The organism is Actinocrispum sp. NPDC049592 (assembly GCF_040675465.1).
Lineage (GTDB): Bacteria > Actinomycetota > Actinomycetes > Mycobacteriales > Pseudonocardiaceae > Kibdelosporangium.
This window is the reverse complement of the sequence record NZ_JBFAPA010000004.1, coordinates 206,747-222,371: the sequence shown is the minus strand read 5'-3', so window position 1 is coordinate 222,371 and position 15,625 is coordinate 206,747. Positions and strand designations below refer to the sequence as shown.

Here is a 15,625-nt window from a genome sequence, read left to right as displayed (position 1 = left end):
GACTGATTCGCATGCCGTATCGACTCGGGATCGACCTCGGCACCACGTTCACCGCCGCGGCGCTGTGCCGCCCGGCCGCCGATGACACCGTTGTCAGCGAGCTGGTTCCCTTACATGGCCGTGCGAGCAGTGTGCCGTCGGTGCTGTTCCTCGCCGGGGAGTCCACTGTGGTCGGCGCGGCCGCCGAACGACGGGCGCTGAGCGACCCGGCGCGGGTGGTGCGGGACTTCAAGCGGCGGATCGGCGACGCCATCCCGATCATGGCCGGCGGCGTCCCGCACCAGGCGCATGACCTGGCCGCCACGCTGGTGCGCTGGGTGGTCGACCGGGTCGTGGAACGCGAGGGCGAGGCTCCGGACGCCATCGCGGTGACCCATCCGGCGTGTTGGGGCGAACACCGGCAGTCGTTGTTGCGCAACGCGTTGAGCGAGGTCGATCTCGGCGATGTCGTGCTGCTGACCGAGCCGCAGGCCGCAGCCATGCAGTACGCCTCGGCCGAGCGGATACCGGACGGCAGCACGATCGCGGTGTACGACCTCGGCGGCGGCACGTTCGACGCCGCGGTCGTCCGCAAGGCCGGGGGCTTCGAGCTGCTGGGCCCGCCCGCGGGCCTCGACCGCCTGGGCGGCGTCGACTTCGACGACGCCCTGCTCGGCCTGGTCCAGCCGGAGATCCCGGCGGACGCCGACCCGGTCGCGATGGCCCGGCTGCGCCGCGAGTGCACGGCGGCCAAGGAGGCCCTGTCGGAGGATGAGGAGGTCACGGTTCCGTTGCTGGGCAACGGATACACCGAGGTCACGCGGGCCCGGTTCGAGAGCACGATCCGGCCGGTCCTGGCCGAGACGGTCGACTGCGTCGCGCGAACGGTGCGGGCGGCGGGGCTCTCGCCGGACGAGCTGACCGCGGTGCTCCTGGTCGGCGGCTCCTCGCGGATTCCGCTGGTCACCACAATGATCGAGGCGGCGTTCGGGCGTCCGGTGGCGGTGGACGCGGATCCCAAGGGCGTGGTCGCCCTGGGCGCCGCGCTGGCCGCGCACCGGTCGGTCATCGCGCCCGACGGGTTCGTCCCGGCGCCGCGGCGGCCGGACTACGACGACACCCCACCGGAGATCGACCGGCCCAAGGTGCGGCTGCGCCGGGCCAAGATCGTGATTGGTTCACTGGTGATGCTGGTGGCCGCGCTGGCGGTGATCCCCTCCCCCTTCTCCGCGGACAGCGGCAACCCGGCTCCCGCCACCGCGGGCGTCGACGTCCCGGCGGGATCGCCGCCGGTGACGGGCGGCGGCGCACCTGGGACCACGCAGGCGGGTGTCACCAAGAAGAAGACCACACCGGCGCAGGACTCCGCCGACGACCGTGACGACCCGGACGCGCGAGGCCCGGAGGCCGGTCCGGCCGGACAAGCCCCCGCGGACCGGGCTGGTGGCGCGGGATCCCCCGCTGCGGGCTCGAACTCCCCCGGCTCGAACTCTGGCTCCGCGTCCTCCGGGTCTGGCTCCCCTGGCTCAACGTCCCCTGGCTCCGCGTCTCCCGGGTCTGGCTCTCCTGGCCCAGGCTCGCCCAGTTCCGCCTCGGCTGGCGCCACTCCTCCCCCGGTCAGTCAGCCGCCGTCGACCCACCCGCCGTCCAGCGAGCCGCCGCCTCCCCCGCCGCCGAGTTCGACCGAGGCTCCCCCACCACCTCAGGAGTCCACTCCAGACCCACCGCCGGCGAGCACCGGCCCGTAGCAGGACCGTGACCGAAATGTCTGCCCCAAAGGGCGCAACGCGTTGACTGTGTCCGCGTCTGTTCATGTACTTGAAGAGGCGAAGGAAACAGGTGATCAGGATGCGGATCGGACTCTTATGCGCGGTGGCCGTGCCGTTGGCCGTGCTGGGCCTCACGGCGTGCTCGAAGACCACGCCCCCGGAGTCGCTGCCCACGACGAGCGCCGGCGTGACCGTCACCAGCACGACGGAGACCTCGGCGACCGCCAATGACGACCCGAGTGTGCAGGCCGCCAGTGGGAAGTCCACCAAGCAGACCTCCACCAGCAGCAGCCGCTCGAGCAACACGACGACGTCGGCCCCGCCGCCCCCGGCCGCGACCGTAACCCTGTCGGTGGTCAAGCAGCCGACCTGCCCCGTACACGGCACCCCGGAGGCCCCGTTCTCCTCCCCCGGCAACCCGGTGACGATCTCGTGGAAGGTGACCGGCGCCAACGGTGCCGCGCTGGCCGTGGACAACCCGAACCTCTATGGCGCGTACGGCATGTACGGCGCGACCGGTCAGATGGAGTTCGCGTTCGGCTGCGACAGCAAGCCGGGCAAGACCTCGCACACCTACACGGTGTGGCCCGCGGGGATCAAGACCATCTCCAAGACGATCACCGTCAGCGCCACCAACAACCCCTAACCGGCGGCGAGCGCATGCCCCAGCGGGGTGCGGAAGTAGAGGACCGAACGGCCCGAGCGGGCTGAGGTCACCAGGCCACTGCCGCGCAGCACAGCGAGATGGTCACCAACGGCACCGGTGGCCATGCCAAGGCTGCGCGCCAACTGGCTGGTGCTGGTGGGATTGTCGAGCGCCTGCAGAATGCGGGCTCTGGAGACACCGAGGAGCCTACCAAGAGCGCCCGGGTCGGTGTGCCCGGGGGTCTCCCACAGGGCGGCGGTGCCTCTGGCCGGGTAGATGAGTGATTTGGGCCAGGGGTCGTCGAACTGGCAGGCGAGCCCCGGCCAGATGAACACCGACGGCACGAACAGCAGGCCGTCGCCTCCGAGGTCGACCGACCGGCCGTCGCCGATCTTGATGATCTCGATGGCCCCGTTGCGCCAGCGGACGTTGGCGTGCAGGCCGGTCAGGGCCTGCTGCCAGCCACCTTGGCCCAGTTGCCCGGCGCGGTAGATGACGTCCCGTTCGCAGATCGCGCGCAGCTGCGGCCAGTCCGCGGCCAGCAGGTCTCGCCAGGCGAGACCCAGTGTGTCGACGATGCGGCCGACGATGTCCTTGCCGTGCAACATCTCCAGGACGCGTTTGGGCAGCCGCTGACGGTTCACGCAGTAGGCGATCTCCGGTTCGGCCTGGTCGTAGCTGGTGGCGGCGACGAGGGCGAGATCGTCCTCAATGGTCTGCGCGAGGCTTTGCGGTGGGGGCGCGACGAAGTTGGCGCCGTGGTGGGGCAAGTGCAGCGCCAGCAAGGCGTCCAGCGCGGTCGTCTCCCGCAGCCGGTGCAACGACGGCGCCAGGCGGGCCGCCCAGCTCTCCGGCAGGCGCCGCTTGGACCGGCCGGACATCGCCTGCAGCAGCAGGATCAGCTCGAACACCGGCGAGAGCGCGAACCTGCTCCGCAACACGTCTTCGGTGCCCGCCACGAACCTGAACATCCCCCAACCCTACGCCCGGACCACTCCTGACGTTACGTCCCCGGACGTAACCATCGCCACGGCACCGGACCCCTGTCGGGCGATTTCGCGCGCACGGCGGAGCCCAGATCTCACGTCCCGGGACGCAACCATTCGCGGCAGCGGGTGCCTGTCCGGCGATTCCACGGCTACGGCGATGCCCGGAGCTTACGTCCCGGGACGTAACTATTTTCGCGGCGCGGAGGCCCCGCGCCCGGCGATTCCGCGGTCATGACCGAGCCCAGACCTTACATTCCCGGACGTAACCATGGCCGCGGCGCCGGACCCCTGACCGGCCATTTCGCGGGCATGACAGACCCCCGGCCTTACGTCCCGGGACGTAACCATTTCGCGGCGCCGGACCAGTGTCCGGCGTTCCGCCGCTACGACGGAGCGTGTGCACTTACGTCCCCGGACATAACCGTTTTCGCGGCGGCGGGCCCTCTGTTCGGCGATTCCGGGGGCACCGCGAAGCCCAGACCTTACGTCCATGGACGTAATCATTGCCGCGGCGCCGGACCCAGTGCCCGGTGATCCAGCGCGCATGGCCGAGCCCGGACCTTACGTCCATGGACGTAACATTGTCGGGCCGCGGCCGGGTGGGTGCACGGTTGGGGTATGGCGACGTTCTCGAGCGTGTTGGCCGAGCCCCGGTTCCGGGTGTTGTTCGGCTGCCGGAGCCTGACCATTGTGGCCGACACGCTGCGGATCGTGGCGCTGTCGGTGCTGATCTTCGACACCACTGGGTCGCCGCTGCTGACCGCGTTGACGTTCGGTATCGGGTTCGCGCCGCAGGCGGTGGGCGGGCTGGTGTTCGGGGCGCTGGCCGACCGGATCCGGCCGCGGTTGCTGATCTGCGCGGGGTATTTCTTCGAGTTCGTGTCGGCGTCGGTGCTGGCGTTCCTGCGGCCGCCGGTGTGGGTGATGCTGCTGCTGATCGGGGTCGTGGCCAGCATGACCCCGTTGTTCACCGGGGCGTCGAGCCGGTTGGTGGCGGAAGTGCTTGACGGGGACCGGTATGTGCTCGGGCGTTCACTGTGGACGATGGCCTCGTCGGCCGCACAACTTCTCGGGCTGGCATTGGGGGGCGCCGCGGCGGCCGCGTTGGGACCGCAACGGGCGTTGGCGGTCAGCGCCGCGCTGCACTTGATCGCGTGTGTGGCCACCCGGCTTCGGTTGCCGGACTTGGATCCCCCGGTCCGGCAGGCCACGTCCGTGGTGCGCCAGACCATGCGGGTGAATTGGGTGCTGTTGGGGGACCGTCAGGTGCGTCGGTTGCTGCTGGCGCACTGGTTGCCGCCCGCGTTCGCGGTGGGAGCGGAAAGTCTGCTGGTGGTGTACGCATCGACTCGCGGGATGCCTGCGGGCACCGGCGGGGTGTTGCTGGCATGCCTGCCGGTCGGGATGCTGGTCGGGAACTTCTTGGTGGGCCGGGTGTTCACAGCACGGCTGCGGCTGGCGCCGATGTTGATCGTCCTTGTTGGACTGCCGCTGACGTTGTTCGCGTTGGATCTCAACCCGTTCGCGGCGGGCGCGTTGCTGGTGGTGAGCGCTACCGGGTTCGCGTACGCGTTGTGTCTGCAGCGGGCTTTTCTCGACGCGACGCAGCCGGAGACCCGTGGCCAGGCGTTCGGGCTGCTGGGCACTGGAATGCAGACGCTGCAAGGTGTTGGCCCGGCGTGCTTCGGTGCCCTGGCGGAGGTGGTGTCGCCGGGGATGACGATTGCGCTAGCGGGGGTGGCGACCATGCTGACAGCGTTGATTCAGCCCAGGGCCGCGGGCGAGTCCGCGTCCGGGATGAGCACGGCGGGCACGCCGGAACCGTCCGCGGGCACCGACCAGACGTCGGCGCGGCCACGGTCGCGCGGCAGGGCGTAGCCGATGGTGTGATCGTCGAGCCAGGCGGCCTGGTCGTCGACGCTGTGGGGTTCGGCGAGTTCGGTGACCTGGTTGGTCTGGAGGTTCAGCACGCTGAGCCGCCAGCCTTTGGTGGGGTCGGCGTCGATCGCTTGTTTGAAGGCGATCCGGGTGCCGTCCGGGGACAGCGACGGGCACTCGACGTTCTCGCGCAGGGTGCGGACGCTGTTCCGGGCAAGATCGCCTTCGATGAGGTACCGCTTGCCCGCGGTGGACATCGTGGCGTAGAAGCGGTTGTCGTCGCCGGCAAACGTGACGCCCCAGAAGTTCTCGTCGACCGCCTTGTAGGGCTCGCCGTCCAGGGTGACGTCGAAGTCCTCCAGCGTGCCAACGAGTTGGTCGGTCTTCGTGTCCAGGATGCCCGCGCGGGTGGAGAACTGGCCGCCGTTGTAGGAGTCGCCGGTGACGAACACGGTCCAGGCGACCATCCGGCCGCTGGCCGAGACCCGGGCCCGGTTCGGCACGCCCACGAGTGGGATTTCCTTGGTGACGCTGAGGTTTTTGTCCAGGATGGCGATCTGGTAGGTGGTGAGGTCGCCGTCCTGGCGCAGGCAGACCCCGGTGCCGCCGGCCGCGTACACGCGGGCGCAGGTCATCGGGGACACCTCGCGGGTGCCTCCCGACATGGCGATCAGGTGACCGTCGCCGGCCTTGGCGATGATCCTGGTGCCGGTCAGGGTGACCTGGCCGGAGGCCTGCGCTCCCCCGGTCCGCACGCTGACGACGTAGATCACCGCCGCGGCGGCCAGCACGACGGTCACCGCGATCCCGATCAGGACCCGCGTTTTCATCCCCATGACGCCCACACCAGTCCGAACGCGACGGACGACACGAAGTACGCCACCGCCTGAGTTGTCTGGATCAACGCGATCCCGGTCGTGCGCAACGCTTCCGGCAGGACCGGTCCGGCCAGGGCGATCAGCACCCCGTCGGTCGCGGCGTAGAAAGTACCATACAGAGCCAAAGTGAGCACGATGACCGGGACCCCGCCGAACGGCCCGAACACCAGCACGTACACCGCGAGCAGGGCCACATATCCGCCCACCACAACGGGAAGCCGCCCGAACCGGTCGGCCAGGGCGCCGAACGGCGCCGCCAGAGCCAGGTAGGCGAGGTTGGTGCCGACCGCGAGCAGCGGGAACCAGCCGATCGCGATGTCCTCCCGGCGTTGCAGCAACAGGTACACGAACCCGTCGCCGATAGTGGACAGGCCGATGATCGCGGCGATGATCATGATCTTGCGGACCCGGCGGTCCACGAGCAGCGCCAGCGCCACTTTCGGGGACACCGTGTTGCTCGCGGGCCGTTCGCCGCGCCGGTCCTTGACGAACAGCACGAGCAACGCCACGCCGAGCAGGGCGAAGCAGAAGCTCGTCACGAACACCGCGTCGAAGCCCTCGGTCGTGACGCCTGAGCCCACGGCGGCCAGCACGGCCAACGCGACCAGTGGACCGGCGAACGCGCCGAGGCTGTCCATGGCCCGGTGCACGCCGAACGCCCGGCCCAGCATGTCCTGCGGCGCCGACAACGTGATCAACGCGTCGCGCGGTGCGGTCCGCAGGCCCTTGCCGGCCCGGTCCAGGGTGATCATCGCGCCGATCGCCGTGACCGAACCGCCGACCAGCAGCAGCCCGAGTTTGGTCACCGCGGAGAGCCCATATCCCACGCCCGCAACGGCTTTCCGGGTGCGGACCCGGTCGGCGATGTAACCGCCGACGAGCCGCAGCAGCGCGGTCGCGCCGGTGTAGAGGCCGTCGACCAGGCCGTAGGCGACCGGCGTGAGGTGCAGGCCGAGTACGAGGTACACGGGCAGCACGGCGGTGACCATCTCCGCGGAGATGTCGGTGACCATGCTGACCGCGCCCAGGGCGACGACGTTGCCGCCGATCGCCCTGAGCTTCCACTCGGCCTTCCGGTCCACAGTGGACAGGTACACGCCTACTGCCAGACGTCGAGGATGGGCGACTTGCTCGCGGCGTTGTTCAGGCCCGGAAGCCCGTACGCCGCCTCGATCGTGCGCAGCACCGTGTAGTGGTTGATCGATTCGCTGTAGCTGCCGACCTTCACGTTGGCGCCCACGAACGCGGTGAAGATCTGGTTCACCGACGTGCCGCTGTCCTCGTCGAACGTCACGATCAGCAGGCTGTTGTGCGTCTTGGCCCACTGCGCGTACGAGTCCAGATGCGCCTTGAGCCACTTGTCACCCGTGCCCACCGAGCAGTCGTGCATGTCGTTGCACATGTCCGGCGTCACGAACGCGACGGTCGGCAGCTGGGTGAAGTCGGCCGGGAAGACCGAGTAGCGCAGGTTGTTCGAGGCCGGCACGTTGCTGAAGTCGACCCAGCTGTTGTGCTTGCGCCGGTAGGTGCCGCTGGAGCAGCCGGTGTAGCCGTCCGACGGCATCGCCTCGGAGTACCCCTTGAACGTCTTGCCCGCCCCGGCCAGCTGGCTGGCCAGGTTGGCCTTGTTGCCCAGGTCCTTGCAGGCATCGTCGGTGATGCCCTGCGGGGACCCGGAGAACAGGGCCACATAGTTGGGCTGGCTCGGGTGGGTGATCGCGAAGGACTGGGTGAACTTCGCGCCCTGCGAGGCCAGCGAGTTGAAGTACGGCGCGCTGGAGCTGCCGTTGATGGATGAGTACTTCTTGTTCTCGAACATCACGAGCACGATGTGGTCGAACTGCGGCACGGACGCGGCGACCGTCTGGACGTCGTCGTTCGGGCTCGCCGCCGCGACCGCCCCGGCCGTCGCCAGCATCGCGGCCGCCAGTGCGACCGTCATGCGTGTGCGGAACATCAATCCTCCAGGAGAGCAGGGACTCCCATGTTTCGCAGCCTCACGCTTACTCCCTGTGCACGCCTAGGGTCGAAAGGATGTTGTCGCGGTGAATTCGCCGAAATCACCCCCTCAGACCCGGACATTTCGGAAACAGCCCACTCGTCCGGCCGGGTGCGGCAGGATCCGGTGCCATGGACAAACACCTGGCGTACGGCTGGCTCACCCGCGAGGACAAGGTGCTGTTCATCCGCCGTGCGCCGGGCAACTTCCTCGGCGGCCGCTGGGAGCTGCCGGGCGGAACGGTCGAGCCCGGCGAACCCCCGGCCGACACCGCGGTGCGGGAGATCGCCGAGGAGACCGGCCTGCGGGTGCGGATCCTGAGCGAACGCGACGCGCTGAGCTGGCCGGACGTCACCGGCCGCCCGCTGCGGATCCATGCCCGGATCTACAACGTCACCGAGGACTCCCCTGCCCCGGTCACGCTCAACCCGGGCGAGCACTCGGACTTCGCCTGGCTCACCCCTGCCGAGGCGTCGTCCCTTGACCTGCTCGACCACGTCCGCCGCACCCTGCCCTGAGATGACCCGCCAGGGGGCTGGTACCCGAGAAGGGAAGGCGACCTGTCGGAAACGCGGACAGCTGGGCTATGCCACGTGAACCTCCCGCCATCTGCACGCCCGGCTCGCGCCGGTCGCTCAATTCGGTTGTGGGGCCGTGTGCGCTTGGCTTTGATCGGCAGCCATGACAGCCATCGATGCGCTTGCCCGCCCGGACCGCTATCCGCGCTCGTCGCAGTACGACCCGGTCTGGCTGCTCGGCCTGGACATGGGGCCCAATCCGCTGTGGCTGCTGGAAGACCTGGCCCAGGACCTCGACCTGCAGCCGGGCATGAAGGTCCTTGACCTGGGCTCCGGCCGAGGGGCGACATCGGTCTTCCTGGCCCGCGAGTACGGCGTTCACGTGGTGGCGGCCGACCTGTGGATCGGGCCGGACGAAGCGGCGGCCGTGTTCGCCGAAGCCGGTGTGGCCGATCGGGTGACCGCCGTGCGGGCCGAGGCGCATGCACTGCCGTTCGCCCAGAACAGCTTCGACGCGATCGTGAGCATCGACGCGTTCGAGTATTTCGGCACGGCCGACAGCTATCTGCCCTATCTCGCGGGCTTCGCGCGGCCGGGCGGGCAGATCGGCATGTCGACGCCGGCAATGACCCGGGAGATCCGTGACCTCGGCGCGATCCCGGAGCCGATCAAGAAGCTGTTCGGCTGGGAGCCCATCGCCTGGCACACCCCCGAGTGGTGGCGCTTTCACTGGCAGATCACCGAGTTGGTGACCGTCACCAGCGCACGACTCCAGCAGGACGGCTGGCAGGACTGGCTGCTGTGGACACAAGCGGTGGCCGAGCACGGCGGTGACAAGTCCGGGCCACGCCGCGATCGCCAGGAGATCATCGACCTGCTCAACGCCGACCGGGGCAGCCTCCTGGGCTTCGCGATGGTGACAGCGACGAAGAACTAGCCAACTGTGTCCACGGACCCCAACAAGATCGCTTGTAGCCTCCGAGTGGTCACTGTTCGGGGCGGGCGTCCACCCGGATGAGGGTCTGCTGGCCGGCGGCGACGAGTTTCCGCTGGTCGTCCTGGTAGGCGTAGACATCCAGGCGGCACACCGTCAGAGTGCGGCCGGGCTTGAGGACGGTGCCGACCGCCTCCAGGTGGGTACCGAGGGCCGGGGCCAGGAGGTTGATCTTGTACTCGACGGTGAGCACCGACGTGTCCTCGGGGAACAGGGTGAAGGCCGCGTAGCCGCCCGCGCTGTCGGCGATCGCGCTGGTGGCGCCCGCGTGGAAGTAGCCGTTCTGCTGGGTGAGCTCGGGCCGGTAGGGCAGCTCGATGTGGACGCTTCCTTCGGCGACGTGGCTCAGGCGCGCGCCGAGGTGGGTCATCAGGCCCTGGCGGTCGAAGCTGGCCTGGATGCGCTGCCGTACCTCGTCGTCCACCTGTGGGTCCTCCATCATCCGGCGAGCCGTTCCACCAGCAGGAATCCGCCGATGGCGATCATCATCGCACCGCTGACGCGGCTGACCACGCGCGCGGCCTGGGGCTTGGCGGCCAGCACGATCCGCGCCAGCACGCCCACGACGAGGTAGACCACGCCGCACAACGCCATGTGCAGCACCCCGAACAGAGCGGTCTGCGCGGCGACCGGCCAGCCTGCCGAGGCGTCGATGAACTGCGGGAACAGCGACACGTACAGCAAGAGACCCTTGGGGTTCAGGCCGCTGGTTCCCGCGCCGCGGAGAATCACCCGGCCCGGTGAATCCGCCAGGTCCTCAGCGGCGCCGACGGTCGCCGGGCGGGTGAGCACCCCGAAGCCCAGCCACAACAGGTAGGCCGCTCCGGTGATGGTCAGGCCGGTGAGCAGGCCCGCGGAACTCGCCACGATCACCACCAGCCCGGCGACCGCCAGCACGGTGTACCCCGCGTACCCGGCGACCAGGCCGATCACCGCGGGCAGGACCGACCGGCCGCGCAGGCCCGCCGCGATGGCGTAGGCCCAGTCCGCGCCCGGTGTGATCACCAGCAGCAGGTCTACCAGCAGGAACGCGACGATCGTGGTGAGCGACATGAGCAAAGGCTAGGCAGGATCAGCGCGAAAGTGTTCCCAACTTTCCCCCACTGGAGCCTCATTTGAGGGAGAATCTTGCTCGTGGACGCCGTTGACCGGAAGATTCTTGCCGAGCTACAACAGGATGGCCGGCTGACCATCACCGAGCTGGCCGCCCGCGTGCAGCTGAGCGTCTCGCCCTGCCACCGCAGGCTGCGCGATCTGGAACGCAGCGGCGCCATCCGCGGCTACCGCGCCGTGGTGGACCCCGCCGCGACCGGCCTGCACTTCCAGGCGCTGGTGTTCGCCACGCTGCACTGGGAGGGCCGCGACACCGTCGCCGACTTCGAGGACGCGATCACCGCCATCCCCCAGGTGCTGCAGGCGCAGCGGTTGTTCGGCGAACCGGACTACCTGTTGCGCATCGCCACCACCGACCTTGAGGCCTACCAACGCCTCTACGACGACACCCTGGTCACCCTGCCGGGCGTCCGGCGCCTGAACTCAACGGTCGTCATGAAGCACGTGGTGGACGACCGTCCGTTGCCGCAGTAGCCAGGAACACGAACTCCCGCCCCGGCCGGTCCGGCGCGTCACGCACCTCGATGTCCGTGAACCCGTTGGCGGCAAGCAGATCCGTGACCTCCTCGCGCGAACGGAACCACAGCGTCGACTCCGACCGCAGCACCTCCCCCTTCGGCAGGAACACGAAGTTCCAGCGGAACGTCACCCGCGGCAGCGACACGTCGACCAGATCGGCCCACGACTCGACCGGCCCGACCCCGGGAATCTTCGTCACCTTCCGGGTGCCCAGGAATGTCCACTCCTCCCAGCCGCGCAACGCGGGATCGCGGGTCTCGAACACCACGTGCCCGCCGGGGCGCAGCGCGGCACAGATGCCCCGGAGCGTGGCACCGAGATCCGGAATCGCCTGGGCGACGTTCGCGGTCATCGTGGCCACGTCGACCTGCAGCGGCGGCAAGGTGGTGGCGTCCCCGACGATCCACCGCACGGCCGGGGACTTCGCGCGGGCGATGTCCACAGAGGCCGCGGCCGGGTCTACACCGGCCACGGACAAGCCGCGTTCGGCGAGCATGACCGCGAAAGTGCCGGTGCCACAGCCGACATCCAGCACACTGCGCGCACCCAACGACTCCACAATGGCCACGTACGGGTCCAGATCGGACCGATCGGGGTCCAGGGCATCGTAGATCGCGGCCAGCCGGGGATGGGTGAACTCTTCGTCAGGCATCTCACTCACCGTAATGGGGCACACAACCGGGATTCGGCGACTCGCCGGGGCGATGATCCCCGGATCTGGCGGGCTCTGCCGGAATACTCCCCTGCGTGCTCGTCACCCCGGACGGACCCGTGTTCTCCCCTGGAGACCTGGTCGACCTGCTGGAGTGCGATCACCGCAGCGTGCTGGACCTGGCGCTGGCGGCTCGTCTCGAGGGCGCGCCCAAACCCGAGGAATCGCAGAACCTGCTGGTCGCCAAGCACGGCCTGGCACACGAACAGGCGGTCCTGGCCAAGCTGGAGCAGCAGCACGGCGCCGGGGTGATCCGGATCGACCAGCCCGCGCCGCAGCCGGACGCGCTGGTCAAGGCGGCCGAGCAGACCCGGGTCGCGATCGAGTCGCAGGCGCCGGTGATCTACCAGGCGGTGTTCTACGACGGCGAGTTCTACGGCCGCGCGGACTTCCTGATCCGCACCAAGGACGGCCGGTACGAACCGCACGACACCAAACTCACCCGCCACCCCAAGCCGTCCGCGGTGCTGCAGCTGACGACCTACGCGGCCGCCTTGCGAGACGCGGGGTACCCGGCCGGGCCGGAGATGCACCTGATCCTGGGAGACGGCAGCACGCACAGTTACCGCGTGCACGACTTCCTTCCGCTGGTCGTGCATCTCCGCGACCGGCTCCGGCAACAGCTCAAGCAGCCCGCCATACTGCCCGCGCAACTGTGGGCCGACGAACGTCCGGCCTGCGTGAACTGCAAGTTCGCCAAACACTGCGCGGACGGCCGGGAAAACGCGCGAGACCTGTCCCTGGTCGCCAACATCCGCACCGACCAGCGCCGCAAGCTCGCCGCCGCGGGCATGGCCACGATCGACGACCTGGCCAACGCGACCACCACCGACCGCCCGCCGACCATGTCCGTGGCCACGTTCAACGGGCTGCGCGCGCAGGCCAACATCCAGGTCATCCAGGACGAGTCGCGAACCGCCGACGACCCGGTCGGCAAGGTCGCCTACGAGATCCTCTCCCCCGAAGTCCTCGCCGGCCTGCCGGAACCGAGCCCGGGTGACGTCTTCTTCGACATGGAGGGCGACCCGTTCGCCTTGGCGGGCAGCGGGCTGGAGTACCTGTTCGGCGCGGTGACGGTCACCGGGACCACCGAGGAGTTCCGGCCGTTCTGGGCGCACAGCCGGGTCCAGGAGAAGAAGGCGTTCGAGGAGTTCGTCGACTTCGCCCTTGAGCGCACCACCGCCCACCCGGGCGCGCACATCTACCACTACGCGCCCTACGAGGTGAACGCGCTCAAGAAACTCGCGGCCCTGCACGGCACCCGCGAAGAGGCCGTCGACACCCTGCTGCGCACCGGCGCGCTGATCGACCTGTACGCGGTTGTCCGAAAAGGACTCCGCGTATCCCAGCGGTCCTACTCCATCAAGTACCTCGAACCGTTGTACATGCCGGACAAACGCGCCGGCGACGTGGTCAACGCGGTGTCCAGCATCGAGGCCTACGAGGAGTACCTCACCCTGCTGGCCGCGGACGACATCACCGAGGCCGAAGCGGTCCTGGACGGCATCCGCGACTACAACGAGTACGACTGCGTCTCCACCCACCGGCTCTACAAGTTCCTGCTGCAGGTCCGCGCGGAGGCCGGGATCGAACCGTACCTCCCGGACGAGTCCGAACTGGACGTTCTGATCGACCAGACCGCCGAAGCCGAGGCGGCCGAGCGGCGGGCGGAACGCGCGGCGCGGATCGCCGCGGTCGTGGATCCGTTGCTGGACGGGCTCCCCGAGGACCCGGCACAGGCCACAGAGGACGAACAGGCCCGCGCGCTGCTCGCCGCGAGCGTCGGCTATCACCGCCGGGAGACCAACCCGGCGTGGTGGGACTTCTTCCGCCAGGTCGGCGCGCCACTGTCCGATTTGGAGTCGGACACCACCTGCGCGGTCCCGGTGTCGGTCACTCCCGAGGACTGGGTCTCGCCGAGCGGCCGGGTGCGCAACGCGAAACGCCGCCTGCACGCCAAATGCGACCCCGACCGGCCGCACCCCTTCGCCATGGGCGAGCAGGTCCGGGTCCTGTACCCGGGCACACCCGTGAACTGGACGCGCAGCGCGAAGATCGTCGGGGACAGCGCCGACGAGATCATCGTCGAGGAGAGCGCGAAACCCGACGAGACCACGACCGACCGGCCGCTGGCGATCCTGCCCGGCGACCCGGTCAAACCGCAGCCGAAGGACGAAGCCGTGTACGCGCTCGCCGAGAGCGCGGTGCCGCTGCTGCCCTGGCTGCCCTCCCAGGCCGGGATCGACCTGCTGCGCAGGCTCCCGCCGCAGACCGTCCACGGTGGACTGCCCACGGGCGAAGACCTTGTGGAGACGGTGATCTCGGCCGTCGACGCGCTCGACGGGTCGACGCTCGCCGTGCAGGGACCGCCCGGGGCGGGCAAAACCTACCTCGCGGGCCGGTTGATCGCGCACCTGATCGAGAAGGGCAAGTCCGTCGCGGTCACGTCCAACAGCCACAAGGCCGTCGAGAACGTGCTCAGCTCCGCCCTGGCCGCGGGCCGCGCGGCCGACGTGCCCATCCCCACCGCGAAACGCCCGAAAGGCATGCCCGCCAAGGACTGCGAGTGGGACCAGCCCAAGGACAACAACTCCCTCGTGCGCTGGCGCGCCGATCAGGGCAGCGGGCACCTCGTCGGCGGCACCGCGTGGACGTTCGCCAACGCCGCCATGCGCGACCAGCCGTTCGACGTCCTGATCATCGACGAGGCCGGCCAGTTCGCCCTCGCCGACGCGCTCGCGGTGTCCACCTGCGCCAGAAACCTGGTCCTGCTGGGCGATCCGCAGCAACTTCCCCAGGTCGTCCAGGGCACGCACCCGGCGGGCGCGGACGCCTCCGCGCTGGGCCACCTGCTCGGCGACGCCGACGTCATCCCGCCGCACCTCGGCTACTTCATGGACCAGACCCGCCGCATGCACCCCAACGTGTGCGACCCGGTGTCCCGCCTGTCCTACGCGGGACTCCTGCACGCCCACCCCACCGCCGCGGGCCGCTCGGTCGAAGGCATCGAACCCGGGCTGTACCTCCACAAAGTCGACCACAGCCACAACATCACCAGCTCCCCCGAGGAGGCCGACGCGGTCGTGCGCGCGGTCCGCGAGCTGGTCGGTCGCATGTGGACGGACGGCAACCACTCAGCAGCCCTGAGCGACGCGGACATCCTCGTCGTCGCCCCGTACAACCTCCAGGTCCGGATCGTCCGCCGGGCCCTCGACGAAGCCGGGTTCACCGAGACCAGGGTCGGCACGGTGGACAAGTTCCAGGGCCAGGAGGCCCCGGTCGTCCTGGTCACCATGACCTCGTCCGCGGCCGTCGACCTGCCGCGGGGACTGGACTTCCTGTTGTCCCGCAACCGGCTCAACGTCGCCCTGTCCCGCGCGCAGGCACTGGCCGTGCTGATCTGCTCCCCCCGCCTCGTCCAGGCCGACATCCGGGACGTCGAGCAAATGCGCCTGGTGTCCGGCATGCTCGGCCTGCAAGCCTCCGCGCAGCGCTGGCCCTTCGCCTGAGCCTGAGCCTGAGCGCTTGGGCCGGCTCGACGTATCCGACCGCACCCCCGCTGGACCGGCTCCGACCGGTCCAGCGGTTTTATTCTGTCGCCGTTCGCCGGTTGTTCAGGCACCATGGTTCC

Annotated in this window: 14 protein-coding genes; 7 read left to right on the top strand and 7 right to left on the bottom strand. The window is 69.4% G+C overall.

All coding sequences use genetic code 11. The features are described from left to right. The first annotated feature begins 11 nt into the window (after positions 1 to 11). Both AB0J95_RS13245 and AB0J95_RS13240 read left to right on the top strand, forming a co-directional pair. Positions 12 to 1,727, top strand: coding sequence for an Hsp70 family protein (locus AB0J95_RS13245; RefSeq protein WP_364756647.1), 1,716 nt, complete (start codon positions 12 to 14; stop codon positions 1,725 to 1,727). Between the two features lie 100 nt (positions 1,728 to 1,827). After that, a complete protein-coding gene (locus AB0J95_RS13240; protein ID WP_364756645.1) occupies positions 1,828 to 2,394 on the top strand; it encodes a hypothetical protein in 567 nt (188 codons plus the stop codon). On the opposite strand, the gene AB0J95_RS13235 is transcribed toward AB0J95_RS13240, so the two are convergent. Further along, entirely contained in the window at positions 2,391 to 3,365 is a 975-nt protein-coding gene (locus AB0J95_RS13235) for a DUF5937 family protein (RefSeq protein ID WP_364756644.1), read from the bottom strand. The genes AB0J95_RS13240 and AB0J95_RS13235 overlap by 4 nt on opposite strands. A gap of 636 nt (positions 3,366 to 4,001) precedes the next feature. Between AB0J95_RS13235 and AB0J95_RS13230 the strand changes: the two genes are divergently transcribed. Continuing rightward, positions 4,002 to 5,261: an MFS transporter gene (locus tag AB0J95_RS13230; RefSeq protein ID WP_364756642.1), complete on the top strand. Its 1,260-nt coding sequence runs from the start codon at positions 4,002 to 4,004 to the stop codon at positions 5,259 to 5,261. Here the strand turns inward: AB0J95_RS13230 and AB0J95_RS13225 are convergent. The 3 genes from AB0J95_RS13225 to AB0J95_RS13215 all read right to left on the bottom strand — a co-directional run bounded on the left by AB0J95_RS13225 (position 5,147) and on the right by AB0J95_RS13215 (position 8,096). Beyond that, positions 5,147 to 6,091, bottom strand: a complete 945-nt coding sequence (locus AB0J95_RS13225; protein ID WP_364757196.1) for a hypothetical protein — start codon at positions 6,089 to 6,091, stop codon at positions 5,147 to 5,149. The genes AB0J95_RS13230 and AB0J95_RS13225 overlap by 115 nt on opposite strands. Next, positions 6,088 to 7,152 carry an MFS transporter gene (locus AB0J95_RS13220; RefSeq protein ID WP_364757195.1) on the bottom strand — a complete coding sequence of 355 codons (1,065 nt, stop codon included), beginning with the start codon at positions 7,150 to 7,152 and terminating at the stop codon, positions 6,088 to 6,090. Before AB0J95_RS13220 ends, AB0J95_RS13225 begins: the two co-directional genes overlap by 4 nt. Before the next feature lie 86 nt (positions 7,153 to 7,238). Then, the gene (locus AB0J95_RS13215) at positions 7,239 to 8,096 is read right to left on the bottom strand and encodes an alkaline phosphatase family protein (RefSeq protein WP_364756639.1); all 858 of its coding nucleotides are present in this window, start codon (positions 8,094 to 8,096) and stop codon (positions 7,239 to 7,241) included. 173 nt (positions 8,097 to 8,269) lie between these two features. Here AB0J95_RS13215 and AB0J95_RS13210 point away from each other — a divergent pair, with 173 nt between their 5' ends. Then, complete coding sequence (locus AB0J95_RS13210) at positions 8,270 to 8,656, top strand: NUDIX hydrolase (protein ID WP_364756637.1); 387 nt, start codon at positions 8,270 to 8,272, stop codon at positions 8,654 to 8,656. Between the two features lie 163 nt (positions 8,657 to 8,819). Continuing rightward, complete coding sequence (locus AB0J95_RS13205) at positions 8,820 to 9,593, top strand: methyltransferase domain-containing protein (RefSeq protein WP_364756634.1); 774 nt, start codon at positions 8,820 to 8,822, stop codon at positions 9,591 to 9,593. Positions 9,594 to 9,642: 49 nt separating this feature from the next. Here the strand turns inward: AB0J95_RS13205 and AB0J95_RS13200 are convergent, their stop codons facing one another. Both AB0J95_RS13200 and AB0J95_RS13195 read right to left on the bottom strand, forming a co-directional pair. Beyond that, positions 9,643 to 10,074: a PaaI family thioesterase gene (locus AB0J95_RS13200; protein WP_364756631.1), complete on the bottom strand. Its 432-nt coding sequence runs from the start codon at positions 10,072 to 10,074 to the stop codon at positions 9,643 to 9,645. A gap of 14 nt (positions 10,075 to 10,088) precedes the next feature. Further along, positions 10,089 to 10,703 carry a LysE family translocator gene (locus tag AB0J95_RS13195; RefSeq protein ID WP_364756629.1) on the bottom strand — a complete coding sequence of 205 codons (615 nt, stop codon included), beginning with the start codon at positions 10,701 to 10,703 and terminating at the stop codon, positions 10,089 to 10,091. A gap of 81 nt (positions 10,704 to 10,784) precedes the next feature. Here AB0J95_RS13195 and AB0J95_RS13190 point away from each other — a divergent pair, with 81 nt between their 5' ends. Next, positions 10,785 to 11,237 (top strand): Lrp/AsnC family transcriptional regulator, encoded by a 453-nt coding sequence (locus AB0J95_RS13190; protein WP_364756627.1) that lies wholly within the window; start codon positions 10,785 to 10,787, stop codon positions 11,235 to 11,237. On the opposite strand, the gene AB0J95_RS13185 is transcribed toward AB0J95_RS13190, so the two are convergent. Beyond that, positions 11,197 to 11,934: a class I SAM-dependent methyltransferase gene (locus tag AB0J95_RS13185; RefSeq protein ID WP_364756624.1), complete on the bottom strand. Its 738-nt coding sequence runs from the start codon at positions 11,932 to 11,934 to the stop codon at positions 11,197 to 11,199. The genes AB0J95_RS13190 and AB0J95_RS13185 overlap by 41 nt on opposite strands. A 119-nt stretch (positions 11,935 to 12,053) precedes the next feature. Between AB0J95_RS13185 and AB0J95_RS13180 the strand changes: the two genes are divergently transcribed. Continuing rightward, positions 12,054 to 15,503: a TM0106 family RecB-like putative nuclease gene (locus AB0J95_RS13180; protein ID WP_364757194.1), complete on the top strand. Its 3,450-nt coding sequence runs from the start codon at positions 12,054 to 12,056 to the stop codon at positions 15,501 to 15,503. Positions 15,504 to 15,625 lie beyond the last annotated feature (122 nt).

Coding starts and splice junctions, on each gene's coding strand:
- AB0J95_RS13245 (WP_364756647.1), top strand. CDS start 12: ATGCCGTATCGACTCGGGATCGACCTCGGCACCACGTTCACCGCCGCG.
- AB0J95_RS13240 (WP_364756645.1), top strand. CDS start 1,828: ATGCGGATCGGACTCTTATGCGCGGTGGCCGTGCCGTTGGCCGTGCTG.
- AB0J95_RS13235 (WP_364756644.1), bottom strand. CDS start 3,365: ATGTTCAGGTTCGTGGCGGGCACCGAAGACGTGTTGCGGAGCAGGTTC.
- AB0J95_RS13230 (WP_364756642.1), top strand. CDS start 4,002: ATGGCGACGTTCTCGAGCGTGTTGGCCGAGCCCCGGTTCCGGGTGTTG.
- AB0J95_RS13225 (WP_364757196.1), bottom strand. CDS start 6,091: ATGAAAACGCGGGTCCTGATCGGGATCGCGGTGACCGTCGTGCTGGCC.
- AB0J95_RS13220 (WP_364757195.1), bottom strand. CDS start 7,152: ATGGTCACCGACATCTCCGCGGAGATGGTCACCGCCGTGCTGCCCGTG.
- AB0J95_RS13215 (WP_364756639.1), bottom strand. CDS start 8,096: ATGTTCCGCACACGCATGACGGTCGCACTGGCGGCCGCGATGCTGGCG.
- AB0J95_RS13210 (WP_364756637.1), top strand. CDS start 8,270: ATGGACAAACACCTGGCGTACGGCTGGCTCACCCGCGAGGACAAGGTG.
- AB0J95_RS13205 (WP_364756634.1), top strand. CDS start 8,820: ATGACAGCCATCGATGCGCTTGCCCGCCCGGACCGCTATCCGCGCTCG.
- AB0J95_RS13195 (WP_364756629.1), bottom strand. CDS start 10,703: ATGTCGCTCACCACGATCGTCGCGTTCCTGCTGGTAGACCTGCTGCTG.
- AB0J95_RS13185 (WP_364756624.1), bottom strand. CDS start 11,934: ATGCCTGACGAAGAGTTCACCCATCCCCGGCTGGCCGCGATCTACGAT.